The 14,905-nt window shown below is 67.7% G+C and carries 13 protein-coding genes; 9 read left to right on the forward strand and 4 right to left on the reverse strand.

What is annotated here, in order from left to right:
- The first annotated feature begins 3 nt into the window (after positions 1-3).
- The 6 genes from ABNQ39_RS02590 to ftsH all read left to right on the forward strand — a co-directional run bounded on the left by ABNQ39_RS02590 (position 4) and on the right by ftsH (position 7,678).
- A complete protein-coding gene (locus ABNQ39_RS02590; RefSeq protein WP_376958686.1) occupies positions 4-1,209 on the forward strand; it encodes a hypothetical protein in 1,206 nt (401 codons plus the stop codon).
- 2 nt (positions 1,210-1,211) lie between these two features.
- Entirely contained in the window at positions 1,212-2,564 is a 1,353-nt protein-coding gene (tolB, locus tag ABNQ39_RS02595) for a Tol-Pal system beta propeller repeat protein TolB (RefSeq protein WP_109051799.1), read from the forward strand.
- Positions 2,565-2,713: 149 nt separating this feature from the next.
- Positions 2,714-3,184, forward strand: a complete 471-nt coding sequence (gene pal / locus ABNQ39_RS02600) for a peptidoglycan-associated lipoprotein Pal (protein ID WP_098740232.1) — start codon at positions 2,714-2,716, stop codon at positions 3,182-3,184.
- A gap of 264 nt (positions 3,185-3,448) precedes the next feature.
- On the forward strand, positions 3,449-4,303 hold the full coding sequence (gene ybgF / locus ABNQ39_RS02605; protein ID WP_376958688.1) for a tol-pal system protein YbgF: 855 nt from the start codon (positions 3,449-3,451) through the stop codon (positions 4,301-4,303).
- Positions 4,291-5,658: a tRNA lysidine(34) synthetase TilS gene (gene tilS / locus ABNQ39_RS02610; protein ID WP_376958690.1), complete on the forward strand. Its 1,368-nt coding sequence runs from the start codon at positions 4,291-4,293 to the stop codon at positions 5,656-5,658. The genes ybgF and tilS overlap by 13 nt, the downstream gene beginning before the upstream one ends.
- A gap of 82 nt (positions 5,659-5,740) precedes the next feature.
- The gene (gene ftsH, locus ABNQ39_RS02615) at positions 5,741-7,678 is read left to right on the forward strand and encodes an ATP-dependent zinc metalloprotease FtsH (protein ID WP_376958692.1); all 1,938 of its coding nucleotides are present in this window, start codon (positions 5,741-5,743) and stop codon (positions 7,676-7,678) included.
- An 84-nt stretch (positions 7,679-7,762) separates the two neighbouring features.
- Here the strand turns inward: ftsH and ABNQ39_RS02620 are convergent, their stop codons facing one another.
- Positions 7,763-8,851 carry a hypothetical protein gene (locus tag ABNQ39_RS02620; RefSeq protein ID WP_376959749.1) on the reverse strand — a complete coding sequence of 363 codons (1,089 nt, stop codon included), beginning with the start codon at positions 8,849-8,851 and terminating at the stop codon, positions 7,763-7,765.
- 233 nt (positions 8,852-9,084) lie between these two features.
- The gene (gene fabI, locus ABNQ39_RS02625) at positions 9,085-9,933 is read right to left on the reverse strand and encodes an enoyl-ACP reductase FabI (RefSeq protein WP_098740228.1); all 849 of its coding nucleotides are present in this window, start codon (positions 9,931-9,933) and stop codon (positions 9,085-9,087) included.
- 118 nt (positions 9,934-10,051) lie between these two features.
- On the opposite strand from fabI, the gene ABNQ39_RS02630 reads away from it, so the two are divergent.
- Positions 10,052-11,422: a YihY family inner membrane protein gene (locus ABNQ39_RS02630; protein WP_376958694.1), complete on the forward strand. Its 1,371-nt coding sequence runs from the start codon at positions 10,052-10,054 to the stop codon at positions 11,420-11,422.
- A 70-nt stretch (positions 11,423-11,492) separates the two neighbouring features.
- Here the strand turns inward: ABNQ39_RS02630 and ABNQ39_RS02635 are convergent, their stop codons facing one another.
- Positions 11,493-12,464: a DnaJ C-terminal domain-containing protein gene (locus ABNQ39_RS02635; RefSeq protein ID WP_376958696.1), complete on the reverse strand. Its 972-nt coding sequence runs from the start codon at positions 12,462-12,464 to the stop codon at positions 11,493-11,495.
- A 51-nt stretch (positions 12,465-12,515) separates the two neighbouring features.
- Entirely contained in the window at positions 12,516-12,989 is a 474-nt protein-coding gene (locus ABNQ39_RS02640; RefSeq protein ID WP_098740225.1) for an RT0821/Lpp0805 family surface protein, read from the reverse strand.
- 197 nt (positions 12,990-13,186) lie between these two features.
- Here ABNQ39_RS02640 and pdxH point away from each other — a divergent pair, with 197 nt between their 5' ends.
- Together pdxH and ABNQ39_RS02650 are read left to right on the forward strand one after the other, a co-directional pair.
- Entirely contained in the window at positions 13,187-13,819 is a 633-nt protein-coding gene (pdxH, locus tag ABNQ39_RS02645) for a pyridoxamine 5'-phosphate oxidase (protein WP_376958699.1), read from the forward strand.
- A 108-nt stretch (positions 13,820-13,927) separates the two neighbouring features.
- Positions 13,928-14,851, forward strand: a complete 924-nt coding sequence (locus tag ABNQ39_RS02650) for a cation diffusion facilitator family transporter (RefSeq protein ID WP_376958701.1) — start codon at positions 13,928-13,930, stop codon at positions 14,849-14,851.
- The last annotated feature ends 54 nt before the right edge of the window (positions 14,852-14,905 follow it).

Below are 14,905 nucleotides of genomic sequence, written 5' to 3' on the forward strand. Positions count from 1 at the left end.
CCCATGCGCAAGCCCCTGATCGCCTCGGCGGTGCTGCACGTCGCGCTGGTCGCGCTGATGGTGCTCGGCATGCCGCCCAGCGATCGCAAGCTCGAAATCGCCTCCTCGATTCCGATCGAGATCGTCGACATCGGCGAAGTCACCCAGGCTGCCCGCGTCGAGAAGGGCGAGCCGAAGCCGGCCGCCGCCGCGCGTCCGCCGATGCCCGAGGCCAAGCCCGCCCCGCCGGCGCCGGAACCGCCGGACGAGGAGGACGAGCCGCCTCCGCCCCCGCCGACGCCTGCCAAGACGCCGGAGCCGCCGAAGGTCGCCCAGGTGCCGCCGCCCCCGCGCGAGCCGACGCCGCCGCCCAAGCCCGCTCCGACGCCCCCGCCTCCTCCTCCGCCACCCCCTCCGCCGCCGGATCCGGCGCCGTCGCCGACTCCGAAGCCGCCGGAGCCTCCCAAGCCCGAGCCGCCGAAGCCGGAACCGCCCAAACCGGAACCGCCGAAGCACGAGCCCAAGCCTGAGCCTCCGAAACCGGAGCCGCCCAAGCCCGAGCCGAAAAAGCCCGAGCCTCCCAAGCCGGAACCGCCGAAACCGGAACCGCCCAAGGCGGAGCCGAAGAAGCCGGAGCCGACGAAGGAGCCTGCCAAGGAGGTCGCGAAGGCCGAGGCGAAGAAGGCGGATGCGCCGGCCAAGCAGCCGGAGAAGCCGTCGGCCAAGGCCGACCCGCTGTCAGACCTGCTGTCGAACGTCGGGAAGATCAAGCCGTCGGACAACCCGAAGGCTGACGGCAAGGCATCGGCCAGCGCCAACAGCGACGCCAAGCCCAGCCAGAAGACCGCATCCGCGGCTCCGGCCGGGGCGGCCAAGGCAACAAACGGCCCCGACAAGCCGTTCAAGCCATCCGGCCGTGCGCTCGACGCCATCCGCGGCCAGCTGAGCAAGAACTGGAACTTCGACAGCGGCCGCAAGGACGCCGGTTCGATGCAGATCGAGATCCATGTGGAGGTCGGCCGCGACCACAGCGTGGTTCGCGCCTGGATCGACGACAAGTACAGGTCGCGCTACATGTCGGATGCCGCCTTCCGGGCGTCGGCCGACGCGGCGGTGCGCGCGGTCAAGCGGTCCAGCCCCCTGGAGCTGCTGACCAGCGAGTTCACGCCGCAGACTTATGAAGATTGGCGCTTCATCGTGTTCAATTTCGACCCGAGGGACATGTTCTGACCATGACGACGAAGACGAGGCTTCTGTTGAAGCTGGCCGGGGCCACCGGCGCGCTTCTCCTCTCCCTCGGCGTTGCCGCTCCGCAGGAGGCGCGCGCCGAGTTGCGCATCGACATCACGCGGGGCGTGTCCGAGCCGCTGCCCATCGCCATCACCAGCTTCGCCGGATCGGGCGGGCGCGATGTGCAGATGGGCGCCGACATCTCCAAGGTGATCTCCGACGACCTGGAGCGGTCCGGCCTGTTCAAGCCGCTGGACCCGCGCGGCTTCCTGCAGACGCCGGACCAGCTGCGCAGCGGCGAGCCGCGCTATCAGGACTGGAAGGCGCTGGGCGCCCAGGCCCTGGTCGCCGGCAACACCACCACGGGCGCCGACGGCCGCATGAAGGTCGATTTCCGCCTGTGGGACGTCGCCGCCGGCCAGTACATGCAAGGGCTGAGCTACAGCGCCTCGCCGCAGGAATGGCGCCGCATCGCCCACATCGTGGCCGATGCCATCTATAAGCGCCTGACCGGCGAGGACGGTTATTTCGACACGCGCATCGTCTATGTCGCCGAATCCGGCCCGGCGAACGCGCGCAAGAAGCAGCTGGCCATCATGGACCAGGACAGCGCCAACCATCAGTTCCTGACCGACGGACAGACCCTGGTCCTGACGCCGCGCTTCTCGCCGACGTCCCAGGAAATCACGTACATGTCGTACTTCAACAAGAAGCCGCGCGTGTACCTGTTCAACATCGACACCGGCCGCCAGGAGGTCCTGGGCGACTTCCCCGGCATGACCTTCGCCCCGCGCTTCTCGCCGGACGGCAACAAGGTCATCATGTCGATGGCCCAGAACGGCAACACCGACATCTATACGCTGGACCTGCGCACCCGCCGCCAGACCCAGCTGACCGACGCGCCGGGCATCGACACGGGCCCGAGCTATTCGCCGGACGGCCAGCGCATCGTCTTCGAGTCGGACCGCGGCGGCACCCAGCAGCTCTATGTCATGGGCGCCGACGGCTCCGGCGTGAAGCGGCTGACCTTCGGCGAGGGCCGCTACGGTACGCCGGTATGGTCGCCGCGCGGCGACCTGATCGCATTCACGCGCCAACGTGGTAGCAGCTTTGCAGTTGGCGTAATCCGTCCGGATGGGACGGGGGAACGGATCCTGACCGAAGCCTTCCACGTCGAGGGTCCGACCTGGGCCCCCAACGGCCGAGTCATCATGTTCTTCAAGGACTTGCCGTCGGGTGACGGGCGTGGCCGCAACGCGAAGCTGTACAGCATCGACATCACCGGCGCCAACGAGCGTCGCGTGAGCACCCCGGTCGACGCGTCGGACCCCGCGTGGTCGCCCTTGATTCCCTAGTGGAGTAGCCCTATTTTGCGGCCACGCGGGAGCAATGCTCAAGACAAAGGTCGAACGTCGTCTTTTCGTCGGGGATTGGCGGAAAGAAGCGGCTCCTGTGCAGACAAAGTTCGGCCATCAAACAGGTTTCGTTCAAGGGGTCCCTGAACATGCGTATGAAGTTCCTCGCTCTCGCCGCGGTCGCTCTGCTCGCCGCTTGCGAATCCACTCCGAACGACGCCGCCAACGGCGCCAACACCGGTGCCCAGCAGTCGTCGGTCCGTCCGGGCTCGGCGGAAGATTTCGTCGTCAACGTCGGCGACCGCGTCTTCTTCGGCCTCGACCGCTTCGACCTGTCGCCGGAGGCTCGCGCCACCCTCGACCGTCAGGCCAAGTGGCTGCAGACCTACGGCTCGGTCACCGTCACCGTCGAAGGCCATGCCGACGAGCGCGGCACCCGCGAGTACAACCTCGCCCTGGGTGAGCGTCGCGCCAACTCGGTGAAGAACTACCTGGCCGCCAAGGGCATCACCCCGAACCGCGTCAACGTCGTCTCCTATGGCAAGGAGCGTCCGGCCGTCGTTGGTTCGAACGAGGCCGCCTGGTCGCAGAACCGCCGTGGCGTGACCGTCGTCAACTGATGACGCCGGTCCCCGCCTGACGGGGAACAGGGAAGGGCGCCGCCGCCGGGCAACCGGGGGTGGCGCCTTTTCTTTTTGGCGGTCTCTTTTCGGCGCTATGTTTTTTGGGACCATGTTTTTTGGGGCTGGGAAAATCCGGCGAGGTCGGTTCTTTGCGCGGACGCGCAAGTTCTGCTAAACAGCGGCCATCGCGTCGCCTTTATCGTTCGCCATGGTCGCCGTGGGTGCTCCCCCGGCATCAGATCTCCTCAGGATCCCACGCGCATGACCAACATCCGTCCCGTCGCCGCCCTGCTGCTGGGTGGCATGCTCGCGGCAACTCCCGCCCTGGCCCAGTCGAAGGGGCAGATCGAGCGGCTGCAATCGCTGGAAACGCAGGTCGCCGCGCTGGGCGGTCCGGTGGAGGTGGCGCAGCTGTCGCCCTCCGTCGCCGCCGATTTCGAGATTCGCCTGCAAAACCTCGAACGCAGCATCCAGGATCTGACCGGCAAGTACGAGGAGTCGAGCTATCAGGTCACCCAGCTGCGCGAGCGTCTGGAGAAGGTCAATTCCGACGTCGATTTCCGGTTGAAGGAGCTGGAGAAGGGCGGCGGGACCGCCGGGGGCGCCATGGGTGGCGCGATGTCCGATGCCGCGCCGGCCAAGCCGTCGAAGGCCGCCGCTTCGGACGACAGGAAGGCCGACAAGCCGGCGCAGACCGCGGCGGCCAATCCGCCCTCGACCGCCGGCCTGTCGCCGGAAAAGCAGTATGAGCAGGCGTTCGAACTGCTGCGCAACTCCGACTATGACCGGGCGGAAAAGGCGTTGCAGGAGTTCATCGTCAAGAACAAGTCGCACGCCTATGCCGGCAACGCGCAGTATTGGCTGGGCGAGAGCTATTACGTCCGCAACAAGTTCCCGGAAGCGGCCCAGGCCTTTGCCGAGGTGCTGTCCAAGTACCGCACCAACCCGAAGGCGGCCGACAGCCTGCTGAAGCTGGGCATGACCCTGCAGCAGATGAACAAGAAGTCGGACGCCTGCACCGCCTTCGGCCAGCTGCTGACCAAGTTCCCCGAAGCCTCGGCCAGCGTGAAGCGCCGCGCCGATACGGAGCGCAAGCGCATCAATTGCCCGGCCTGATGGGCGGCGACTCCGGAGACGGCAGGCCGGTATCGCGGGAGGAGTTCGCCCACGCCCTGGCGGCGCTGGGCGGGTTCGAGCCGTCGCCGGCCGTCGCCGTCGGGGTTTCCGGTGGCGGCGACAGCGTGGCGCTGGTCCTGCTGCTGCGGCATTGGGTCGCGGAGCGGGGCGGGAGCCTGCTGGCGCTGACCGTCGATCATGGGCTGCGGCCCGAGTCCGCCGGGGAGGCGGCAGCGGTCGGGCGGGCGATGAGCCGGCTCGGCGTTCCCCATCGCATCCTGCGCTGGGACGGGGCGAAGCCGTCGGCCGGGGTGCAGGCGGCCGCCCGGACGGCGCGGCACCGGCTCCTCGGCGCGGCCTGCGCCGAGGCCGGCATCCTTCATCTGGCGCTCGCCCATCATCGCGACGATCAGGCCGAAACGGTGCTGCTGCGGCTGGCCCGCGGGTCCGGCATCGATGGGCTGGCCGGGATGGCGCCCGTGCGCGCCGATGGGGCGGTGCGGGTGATCCGGCCGCTGCTGCGCTTTTCCCATGACCGGCTGCTGGCGACCTGCCGCGCCGAGGGCGTGGACTGGATCGAGGATCCCTCCAACCGCAACCCGCGCTTCGCCCGTGCCCGGCTGCGTGCCGCCCGCGAGAGCCTGGGCGGGGAGGGGCTCGACGGCAGCCGGTTGGGCGAGGTCGCCCGGCGGGCGGGCCGCGCGCGGGCGGCGCTGGAACAGGCGACGGCCGCGCTGCTGGCGGAGGCCGCGACCATTCATCCCGAGGGCTGGATCACCCTGGCGCCGGCACCTCTGCGCGCCGCACCGCCGGAGATCGCGCTGCGGGCGCTGGGCGCTGCGCTGGCTGCGGTCGGCGGGCCGGCGCACCCGGTGCGCGACGAAGCGCTGGAACGGCTGCTCGACGGGTTGGCGGAGGGGCAGGGCGGAACTTTAGGCGGCTGCGTCGTTCGGATGCGGCGCGGCGCGGTCATGGTCGCGCGCGAACCGGTGGCGGTGATGGAACGGCCGACCGTGGCCCCCGGAGAGGCGATCCGGTGGGACGGCCGATTCGACCTGAGGGTGTCGCCCAGCCATTGCCGCCCTGTCACGGTCGCGGCGCTGGGGGCCGACGGCTGGCGCGAATGGGCAGGTCGGCAGGCCCCGAAGGGGGTGCCCGACCTGCCGGTTCCGGTGCGGGAAACCCTGCCAAGCCTTTGGGCAGGCGCGGATTTGCTTGGTGTGCCGATGATCGGCATGTGCTACGGGTTCGACGCGGATGGACAGCACCCGGTGGACCGCGCAAGGTTTTGTCCACTTTCGTCGTTGGGAAGACCAGCTTTTACGGTTGTTTCGGACCGGGACGGCATTATTTAATCAGGGAACGTGCCCGTAGGAGACCGGGGTGCGGCCTTGTCGGCGCACCGCATGGCGATGGGTTCGCAGAAAGGCGTGTGACGTGAACAATTTCGGCAAGAACCTCGCTCTCTGGATCATCATAGGGCTGCTCCTCGTGGCCCTGTTCAACCTGTTCCAGAGTTCCTCCACCCGCAGCCCGCAAACGACCGTTCCGTTCAGCGAGCTTCTCGCCGAAGTGGACCGGGGCCAGGTCGCCGACGTGACGATCAAGGGCAACCAGGTTTCGGGCCATTTCTCCGACGGCCGCTCCTTCAGCACCTATGTCCCGCCCGAAGCGGGCCTGGTGGAGCGCCTGACCAACAAGAACGTCCGGATCAACGCGGTCCCCGACGACAGCAACGTGCCGTCGCTGTTCTCGGTGCTGCTGTCCTGGTTCCCGATGCTTCTGCTGATCGGCGTCTGGATCTTCTTCATGCGCCAGATGCAGTCCGGCGGCGGCAAGGCCATGGGCTTCGGCAAGTCGCGGGCGCGCCTGCTGACCGAGAAGGTCGGCCGCGTCACCTTCGACGACGTCGCCGGCATCGACGAGGCCAAGCAGGAGCTGACGGAGATCGTCGAGTTCCTGAAGGACCCGCAGAAGTTCCAGCGGCTGGGCGGCAAGATCCCGAAGGGCTGCCTGCTCGTCGGTCCTCCAGGCACCGGCAAGACGCTGACCGCCCGCGCGGTGGCCGGCGAAGCCAATGTGCCGTTCTTCACCATCTCCGGTTCGGACTTCGTCGAAATGTTTGTCGGTGTGGGTGCGTCCCGCGTCCGCGACATGTTCGAACAGGGCAAGAAGAACGCTCCCTGCATCATCTTCATCGACGAAATCGACGCCGTCGGCCGCCATCGCGGTGCCGGCCTGGGCGGCGGCAACGACGAGCGTGAGCAGACCCTCAACCAGCTGCTGGTCGAGATGGACGGCTTCGAGGCGAATGAGGGCGTGATCCTGATCGCCGCGACCAACCGTCCGGACGTTCTCGACCCCGCTCTGCTGCGTCCGGGCCGCTTCGACCGTCAGGTCGTGGTGCCGAACCCCGACGTGCTGGGCCGCGAGAAGATCCTCAAGGTCCACATGCGGAAGGTCCCGCTGTCGCCGGACGTCGACGCCAAGGTCATTGCCCGCGGCACCCCCGGCTTTTCCGGCGCCGATCTGGCGAACCTGGTGAACGAGGCTGCCCTGCTGGCCGCCCGCATCGGCAAGCGCGTCGTCGGCATGTCCGAGTTCGAGAACGCCAAGGACAAGGTCATGATGGGTGCGGAACGCCGCTCCATGGTGATGACCGAGGACGAGAAGAAGCTGACCGCCTACCATGAGGCCGGCCACGCCATCTGCGCCATCCACTGCGCCGACAGCGACCCGGTCCACAAGGCCACCATCATCCCGCGCGGCCGTGCGCTGGGCATGGTGATGCGCCTGCCGGAAGGCGACCGCATCAGCCTGTCGCAGGCCAAGCTGCTGGCCGACCTGACCGTCGCCATGGGCGGCCGCATCGCCGAGGAGCTGATCTTCGGCAAGGAGCGGGTGACCACGGGCGCTTCGGGCGACATCAAGATGGCGACTGAGATGTCGCGCCGGATGGTGACGGAGTGGGGCATGAGCGACAAGCTCGGCCCGCTGCTCTACGGTGAGCCGACGCAGGAGGTGTTCCTGGGCCATTCGGTGACCCAGCACAAGAACATGTCCGACCGCACGGCCCAGCTGGTCGACGAGGAAATCCGCCGCATCGTGGACGAGAGCTACGACCGCGCCCGGACGATCCTGACCGAGAACATCGACCAGCTGCACACCCTGGCCAAGGGCCTGCTGGAGTACGAGACGCTGAGCGGCGACGAGATCAACCGTCTGCTGCGCGGCGAACCGATCCTGCGCGACGACGACCGCGAGACGATGGCCGTCCCGCCGCGTCCGACCACCGGCTCCGGCCGCCGCTCCTCCGTTCCGCCCAGCACCGGGCAGGAAAGCGGCGGCATGGGTCCGGAACCGCAGGGCACCTGAGGGTTCCGGGTTCGGAAATGAAGAAGGCGGCGCTGCGAGGCGCCGCCTTTTTTCTTGAGCAGGTTTCGAAGTGGGCGGAAACCGTCAGAGCGCGCCCTTCTGTTCGCGGCGGCGGTCGAGCGCCACATCGAACTGGCGAAGCAGCTTCTGCATGCCCTCGAAGTACAGCTTGCGCGACGGCGTGTTCTTCATGCAGCGGGCGTCGAGATGGGCGACGCTGGTCAGGGCGGACACGCAGTAGCCGAGCAGCCAGTAGCGCGACCGGATGCTGCGCAGATAGTCGCGGAACGGCTCCGGCTGGCCGGCCATGAAGCTGCTGAAGGAGGTTTCGTAATCCGACAGGATGGTGCGGATGTCGAGCAGCGTCGTCTCCAGCAGCTTGCCCACCTTCTCGATGTGCATGAGCAGCTGGGTCTCGTAGGGCTTGTGCATGCGGATGTCGACCGGGATGCACTCGCGCGACTTCAGCCAGGTCAGGATGGTGCGGGCGCGGGGCGCGATGCGGCGCAGCTGGTACTCGTAGAAGGTCGTGCCCTTCCAGGCGCTGAAGATGGTGTCAGCCTCCGACCGCTCGATGCCGAAGGCGGAGACGAACAGGCCGGCTTCTTCCAGGTTGGGATTCCAGATCGCCTCCAGGAAGCGTTCGACGCTTCCGGCGCTGCCCTGGCTGCCCGACAGCGCCTTGCGGACGATCGGCTCGATGCGGGCGCGGATCAGGCGGCGGAGCTGGTGGTCCTCCTCGTTGGAGATCAGCCAATGGCGCGCATCGACGTTGATCTTCTCCGCTTCGAAGCAGGTCTTCAGCAGGAAGGCGTCCAGCGACGGCACGTCGTCGATCATCTGGAGCATCTTCATGTCGCCGATGATGCCGTTTTCCTGCGGCCCATGCTTGATGCCGAACTGCTCTTCCAGCAGGGTGGCACTGTTGCGGCCGCGGAGATAGACGGCGACGCCGCCGCCCTCCGGCGCCCTGGCGTTGTGCGGCACATAGATCCCGGTTTCGACCGGGCGCTCGCCGCCCTCCAGCTCCTCGTCCTCGGCGATGGGATCGCCGCCGTCGTCGTCGCGGTCGTCGAAGTTCGGGTACTTGAACAGGATGCAGTTGTTCAGGCCCTGAGCCTTGAACATGCGCTGCTCTTCCGGGATCTCGCGCGTGATGGCGATGAGATTCATCGACACGCTGGACCCGCCATAAAGGATCTGCTCAAGGATCGGAGAAACCGAGTCCATTTTCTTGCGAGCGCGCATGAATATTACCCAATCCCGAGAATATTTCTCAAATCATAAACGCCGCATTCGCAAACGCAAAGAGGGATCGGCGGACCGATCCCTCTCTTCACCATGCGATTGCGCACACCTTGCGGCCGCTCAACCAAATCGGTCAACCAACTGGGGCCGCTCAGGCCTCAGCCGGCCTTCGGCGTGCCGCCCAGCGAGCCGAGCAGGCTGGCGACTTCGGCCGCCTCGTCCACCGCGACCATGCCGACGGTGTGGTAACCGCTGTCGACATGCATCACCTCGCCGGTGACGCCGCTGCCCAGGTCGGACATCAGGAACAGGCCGGCGCCGCCGACCTCCTGGATGGTGACGTTGCGCTTCAGCGGGGCGTTCAGCTCGTTCCACTTCAGGATATAGCGGAAGTCGCCGATGCCGCTGGCGGCCAGGGTCTTGATCGGACCGGCGGAGATGGCGTTGACACGGATGTTGCGGCCACCCAGATCGACTGCCAGATAGCGCACGCTGGCTTCCAGCGCGGCCTTGGCGACGCCCATCACGTTGTAATGGGGCATGACGCGCTCGGCGCCATAGTAGGATAGGGTAAGCAGGCTGCCGCCGTCCTTCATCAGTGGCACGGCGCGCTGCGCCACCGCGGTGAAGGAGTAGCAGGAGATGTCCATGGTGCGCAGGAAGTTGGCCCGCGTGGTGTCCAGGTACAGCCCGTCCAGCTCGTTCTTGTCGGAAAAGGCAATGGCATGAACCACGAAGTCCAGCTTGCCCCACTCCTGCTCGATGGCGGCGAAGGTCGCGTCGATGCTGGCCTCGTCCGTGACGTCGCAGGGCAGGACCAGCTTGGCGCCGACCTGCTCGGCCAGCGGCTTCACCCGCTTCAGCAGCGCGTCGCCCTGATAGGTGAAGGCAAGCTCCGCCCCGTGCTGGGCCAGGGCGGAGGCGATCCCCCAGGCGATCGAACGATCGTTGGCCACGCCCATGATCAGGCCACGCTTGCCGGCCATGAGCGGCATCGGATTGGACATCGGAACCTCGTGAACGACGGATGTGCTGCGGCTCCAGCCGCGAAAAGTGGGGCGCATCCTACACGAAAGCGCCCGACGGTCAAACCGACGCGGGCTGTCTTGCCGCCGGAGGCGTCGCATGTCTCACCGTAAGGAGAATTCGGGCCGCGAGGAGGAGGAGCGCAGCCGCATTCTGACCGGCCTGCGGGAGCTTGGCGGCTTCTTCGGCCATTCCATGCTGCGCTTCTACAACGACAACTGCTTCCAGACCGCGGCGGCGCTGACCTACACCTCGCTGCTGGCCATCGTGCCGATGATGACCATCGGTTTCGCCATCTTCTCAGCCTTCCCGGCCTTCAGTGCCCTGCAACTGCGGATCCAGACCGCTCTGGTCAAGAATCTGGTGCCGGAGATCGGCGACGCAATCCTGGAATATCTCGGCCGCTTCATGGCGAACGCCGGCCAGATGCCGATCTTCGGTGTGATCGGGCTGGCGGTGTCGGCGGTGCTGCTGATCTGGACCATCGAGGGGTCCTTCGCCACGGTCTGGCGCGTGCGCGAGCCGCGGTCCTATGTCACGCGCATCCTGTCCTTCTGGGCGGTGGTGTCGCTGACCCCGCTGTTCGCCGGCGCTAGCCTGTCGCTGTCCAGCACGCTGTGGACGGCGCTGGAGGTGGCGCATCTGGAAGGGGTCGTCCATCCGCTGGCGGGGATCGGCATGCTGCTGCCCTTCGCCTTGCAGCTGGTCGGATGCTCGCTGCTGTATCTGATCATTCCGAATCGGGATGTGTTCTGGCTGGACGCTCTGTGCGGCGGCGCCATCGGCTCGATCCTGCTGGAAGGGTCGAAGGCGATCTTCGGCTGGTATATGCGCGAATATCCGGCCTACCAGACCATCTATGGCGCCCTGTCGGTGGTGCCGATCTTCCTGTTCTGGCTCTACATCGCGTGGTCGACGGTGCTGTTCGGCGCGGTGGTCGCCGCGTCGCTGCCGGAATGGCGGGCGGGCAAGGTCACCCGCGGCGGCATGGATGGGTTGCTGCCGGCCCAGCGGCTGGCGCTGGCGCTTGCCGTCCTGCATGAGCTGATGGAGGCGAGCCGGCTCGGGGTCGGCATGCGCCGCCGCACGCTGGTCGGGCGGGTGCCGGTGGGCACGCTGCTGATCGACGGCATCCTGGAACAGCTGCGCGATGCCCATTGGGCGGCCCACACCACCCGCGACGCCTGGGTGGTCACCCGCGACATGGGCGAGGCGACCCTGCTGGAGCTGATGAAGGCGCTGGGCATCGGCATGCGCGGCTCCGTCCATGGGCTGGGCGGCCTGGATCTGCCCTGGCAGGAGCGCACCGCCCGCCTGCTGGACGCCGCCGAGGCGCGGCAGGGCGATCTGCTGAACGTGCCGTTGAAGACGCTGTTGAACGACGATCCGCCGCCGGAAGGCCAGCCGGCAGGGCAAGGGATGGGGCAGGCAGGCGCCGGGCCGGTGCCGCTGCGGGCGGTGAAGAAATAGGGGGCAGGCAACAGCGGCGGGCCGAAGCGGTTCTGCGCCCCGAGGGGAGGGGGAAACCCGGCGCCGGCGGTTACTCCAGCCCGGCCTTCTTGCGGACGTCGTAGCTGCGGGTCTTCGCCCATTCCTCGACGAACTTGACCAGCTCACCGTCGGGCGGGTCGGGCAGGACGACCTTCAGCTTCACATACTGGTCGCCCGGCTGCTTGGTGGCCTGGTTGACCACGCCCTTGCCGCGCAGGCGCAGGACGGAACCGGTGTTGGCGCCCGGCGGCACCTTCACCGCGACCTTGCCGCTGATCGTCGGGACATTGACGGTCGCGCCCAGAACCGCCTCGTTCAGGGTGATCGGCACCTCGACATGGATGTCGCCGTCCTGCCGGGTGAAGAAGGGGTGGGATTCGACATGCACCTCGACGATGGCGTCGCCGTTGGGCATGCCGCCCATGCCGGGCAGACCCTGGCCCTTCAGCCGCAGCTTCGACTCGTTCTCCGTTCCGGCCGGGATGGCGACGTCGATGCTCTTGCCGTTGGACAGGTTGATGCGGCGCTTCGACCCGTTCGCCGCCTCGATGAAGGGGACGGTGACGGAATAGGAGATGTCGCTGCCCCGCACCTTCGGCCCGGTGGAGCCGCCCGTGCCGGCCCCGGCTCCCGCTCCGGCACCCGGCCCGCCGGGGCGGCGCCGGCCGCCACCGAACAGGTCGGAGAACCAGTCGTCGCCGCCGCCGAAGAAGCTGTCGTCGGCGGTGCTGGTGTAGGCCTTGCCGCGGCTGCCGGCGGTCCGGCCGCGCGTGCCGAAACCCGCGTGCCGTTCCTGCCCCGATGGGTCGATCTCCCCGCGGTCGTAGCGGGCGCGCTTCTCGGCATCCGACAGCAGCGTGTAGGCGGCCGAGATTTCCTTGAACCGTTCCTCGTTGGCGGCGTCGCCCGGCTTCAGGTCCGGGTGATGCTGCTTGGCGAGCTTGCGGTATGCCTTCTTGATGTCGTCGGCACTGGCGGACCGGCTGACGCCGAGAACGCTATAGGGATCGCGCGTAGCCACGGGCAGAGATTTCCCGCCCCAGGGGGGCTCAAAGGTTGCGGGTCGGCGGTGTTACGAGTTGCCGATGATCTTCCACGTACCGTCGGCCTGTTTGCAAGCGGTTCCGTAGGCCTGCTCCGTCCGCCCCTTGACCACGATGGTCTGCTGGAACTCGCGGCAATAGGTGCCGCTGTTGCTGTAGCCGTCGCGGGTGGTCACGATGGTACCGGAATTGCCCGACTGCGGGTTGTTCCAGTTGATGCGGTCACCGACCGGAGCGGCATAGGCCTGACGGGCAGCGGTCTCGGCATAGCCGGCATCGGCCTTGTCGAGCGAGCCGCCGATCTCCTTGCCGATGAAGGCGCCCAGCAGCGTGCCGACGCCGGTCGCCACCAGCTTGCCCGTTCCGCCGCCGATCTGCGAACCGATCAGGCCGCCGGCGACCGCACCGCCGACCGTGCCGACCGTTTCCTTCTGGCCGCCCGTCTGGCACCCGGCCAGCAGGCCCACGACGATCACGGCCGGAACGACTTTCTTCACGAACATCCTTGCGCCTCGAAAAGGTTGGTTGCCGCGGCAGCCAATCGGTGGCTTCGCGGTGGACAGTGATATAAGCGACCCTATGCTTGCTGTGAATTGTGATGAGGCTGTGACCCTTTCGCTTTTGCACAAAAGCCCGTTCCCGCACCGGCCGCGCACCACCCGCTTGGCGGCGCGGGACCCATCGAGACAGGACCCCAGGAATGACGGACAGCAACGACCGCAATCCCCGCTCCCCCTACGATCTCTTCGCCGAATGGATGAAGGAGGCGGAGCAGAGCGAGCCCAACGATCCCAACGCCATGGCGCTGGCCACCGCCGACGCCAACGGCATTCCGTCGGTGCGGATGGTGCTGTTGAAGGGAATCGATCCGCGCGGTTTCGTCTTCTACACCAACACCGAGAGCCGAAAGGGCACGCAACTGCTGGCGAATCGGAACGCCGCCCTGTGCTTCCACTGGAAGAGCCTGCGCCGGCAGGTGCGGGTCGAGGGGCCGGTGGAGATCGTCACCGATGCCGAGGCCGACGCCTATTTCGAAAGCCGCCCGCGCGACAGCCGGATCGGCGCCTGGGCATCCCAGCAGTCGCGCCCGCTGGAAGGGCGGTGGGAGCTGGAGAAGCGCGTCGCCCAGTTCGCCGCCAAATACGCCATCGGCACGGTGCCGCGGCCGCCGCACTGGACCGGCTTCCGCGTCCTGCCGTCGCGGATCGAGTTCTGGCGCGACCGTCCGTTCCGCCTGCACGACCGGCTGGTGTACCAGCGGGCGGAGGGCCGGCGGGCGGAGGGAACCGACGCCGATGCGCCGGGTTGGACGACCGAGCATCTGTTCCCGTAAAGGGCTGGCAGACGTCGGTGATGTCAGGCCGGTGCGGGCCGTAAGCGACCTGTAAGGATGCGCCGCTACGGTCGCGCGCCGGCCGGCTTTGCGGAGTGGGGGAAACCAGTGAGCGACAATGTTGAAAACGCGGCATCGGCGGACCGCCTGCGCCGTTATGCCACCTATGCCAGCGTGTCGGTGGCCTCGACCCTGATCGCGGCGAAGCTGGGCGCCTATCTGCTGACCGAGTCGGTCAGCATCCTGTCCTCGCTGATCGATTCCTGCACCGACCTGATGGCCTCGGTGGTGACGCTGCTGGGCGTGCGCCATGCCCTGCGCCCGGCCGATGCCAACCACCGGTTCGGCCATGGCAAGGCGGAGGCGCTGGCGGCGCTTGCCCAGGCCGCCTTCATCGGCGGTTCAGCCGTGCTGCTGAGCATCGAGGCGGTGCGGCGGCTGATCCGGCCGGAACCCATTGCCGAGGGGACGATGGGCATCGCGGTGATGCTGCTGTCGATCCTGCTGACCGCCGGGCTGATCACCTTCCAGCGCCGGGTGCAGACCGCCACCGGCTCCGTCGCCATCGGGGCGGATCGGCTGCATTATTCCGGCGACCTGCTGATGAACGGTGCCGTCATCGTCGCCATCCTGCTGACCGAGGCGACCGGGCTGACCGTGGTCGATCCGCTGTTCGGCATCGGCATCGCCCTGTTCCTGCTGAACGGCGCGCGCGGCGTGGCGCGCGACGCGCTGGACGTTCTGATGGACCGCGAACTTGCGGAAGAGGAGCGCGGCCGCATCGCCGAGCTGGCACTGGCCGAGCCGGGGGTGCGCGGCCTGCATGACCTGCGCACGCGCAATGCCGGCACCGGCTGCTTCATCGAGCTGCATCTGGAGCTGGACGGCGGGCTGACCCTGACCGCCGCGCACGACATCGCCGACCGGGTGGAGACGCGGCTGCGCGACGCCTTCGCCAATGCCGAGGTGCTGGTCCACCAGGAGCCCGCCGGTCTGGTCGACGAACGGCTGGACCACCGCATCGCCGGCTGACGGCCGAGAGGTTGTGCAAGGCACTCCGCGATGCGGATCCGCATTGCGGGATAA

Origin of the sequence: Azospirillum sp. A26 (genome assembly GCF_042604635.1) — a bacterium.
Classification (GTDB): Bacteria; Pseudomonadota; Alphaproteobacteria; order Azospirillales; family Azospirillaceae; genus Azospirillum; species Azospirillum palustre.